This is a genomic window from Stutzerimonas kunmingensis (assembly GCF_002929225.1).
In the GTDB taxonomy this organism is placed as follows: domain Bacteria; phylum Pseudomonadota; class Gammaproteobacteria; order Pseudomonadales; family Pseudomonadaceae; genus Stutzerimonas.
In genome coordinates this window covers 1-1,668 of sequence record NZ_PISM01000005.1, presented here as the reverse complement: position 1 = coordinate 1,668, position 1,668 = coordinate 1, and the positions used below count along the sequence as shown (strand labels likewise).

At 55.1% G+C, this 1,668-nt stretch carries 1 protein-coding gene; it reads right to left on the bottom strand.

Annotation, left to right across the window (positions count from 1 at the left end; translation table 11 throughout):
* Window positions 1-163: 163 nt before the first annotated feature.
* Window positions 164-1,594, bottom strand: coding sequence for an IS1182 family transposase (locus CW305_RS06510; RefSeq protein WP_041013815.1), 1,431 nt, complete (start codon window positions 1,592-1,594; stop codon window positions 164-166).
* Between the last annotated feature and the right edge of the window lie 74 nt (window positions 1,595-1,668).

Genomic DNA, 1,668 nt, shown 5'->3' with positions numbered 1-1,668 from the left:
TGGCCCAGAGCGTGTAAAAACGCTGCAAGCCGGTGTTCGGTGCGCGGCGATCCCTGTCGGCTGACTGACAACGCTGGTCGTCGCCCACAGAGCGCATTAGTAGCGGCCAGGACGTGTCTCGACCCATTTTGAGGCGTTCAGGGCGATGCCTAACGCGCTTTTTTTAGGCCGACATTGCCTTTATCAAACCGCTGGTTCCTAGGATGTTCATGACTCGCTTCAAGTTATAGGCGAGCACATTCAAGCTCATCTCCGCACTAACACCCGGCAGCCGGCGTGTCAGGAAATGGGTTGCGCCCATCCATTGTTTGAGCGTCCCGAAGGGGTGCTCAACAGTTCGTTTTCGGACTCGCATCATCTCCGGTGCGTTACTCAGCCGGTTCTGCATTTCCTCCAACACCGCTTCATGTTCCCAGCGCCGAACCCGTCGTTGCTTGCTCGGTGTGCACTGCAATTTCAAAGTGCAGCCTTGGCATTTCGAACTCCAGTACCGGTGCAGCTTCATGCCTTTTTCAATACTGGAAAAACGCCAGATCAGCGCCTCTCCAGCCGGGCAGGTATATTCGTTTTTCGCCGCGTCATAGATAAAGGCATCATTGTTGAAGCGCCCGTCGGCTTTGGCTGCCGAGGTCATCGGTTTGGGTACATAGGTGATGATATTGGCATCTTGGCAAGCCAGGATTTCCTCGCTCTTGAAGTAACCTCGATCAGCTACAACCGACAGCGTTTCTGATGCCATCGCCTCCTGTGCCTGTTTGGCCATTGCGCTGAGCTGATCGCGGTCTGAACCGACGTTGGTGACCTCGTGAGCAACGATCAAATGGTGCTGGGTGTCGACTGCGGTCTGGACGTTGTAGCCAACGATTCCAGTGCCGCGAGTCATCATCGAGCGGGCATCCGGGTCGGTCAGTGAGACCTGTTTGTCCGGCGATTCGTTGAGCTGGATTTCAGTCGCCTGAAGCTCCTTCATCTGGGCCTTCAGCTTGGCGATTCGCTCTTCCAGGCGCACTACTTTTGGCTGAGGGGATTTAGGCTCTTCCTGGTCAGCGGCGTCGAGCGCCGTGAGGTAACGGTTGATGCTCGATTCAATTTCTTCCATTCGCCGCTTCAGTTTGGCGCTGGTGAAATTGCGGTCGCGATTGTTGACCGCCTTGAATTTGCTGCCGTCGATGGCAACCAGATTTTCTCCGAACAGCCCCAGCTGCTGACACAGCACAACGAACTGCCGGCAGACGCCTCGGATGGCCTTGCTGTTATTTTTCCGGAAGTTGGCGATGGTCTTGAAATCCGGCATCAACCGCCCAGTCAGCCACATCAGTTCGACGTTGCGCTGAGTCTCTCGCTCAAGGCGCCGACTCGATTGAATACGGTTGAGATAGCCGTAGATGTAGATCTTCAGCAGGATCGCAGGATGGTAAGCAGGCCGGCCTGTATCCGCTGGAGTTGCGCTTTCAAAACCCAACGAAACTAGGTCAAGTTCATCAACGAAGACATCAACCACTCGCACCGGATTGGTATCGCTGACGTAGTCGTCAAGGCTTTCGGGGAGCAACGTACTTTGGCCTCGATGCTCACCTTGAATGAAGCGCTTCATGGGTGACCCTTGCGATGGAATCGCCCGAAAGCATAGCAAGGGTTCGATCAGACGTTTTTACACACTCTGGGCCG

Bases quoted from the DNA above. Each gene is read 5' to 3' on its own strand.
- CW305_RS06510 (WP_041013815.1), bottom strand. From the start codon at position 1,594: ATGAAGCGCTTCATTCAAGGTGAGCATCGAGGCCAAAGTACGTTGCTC.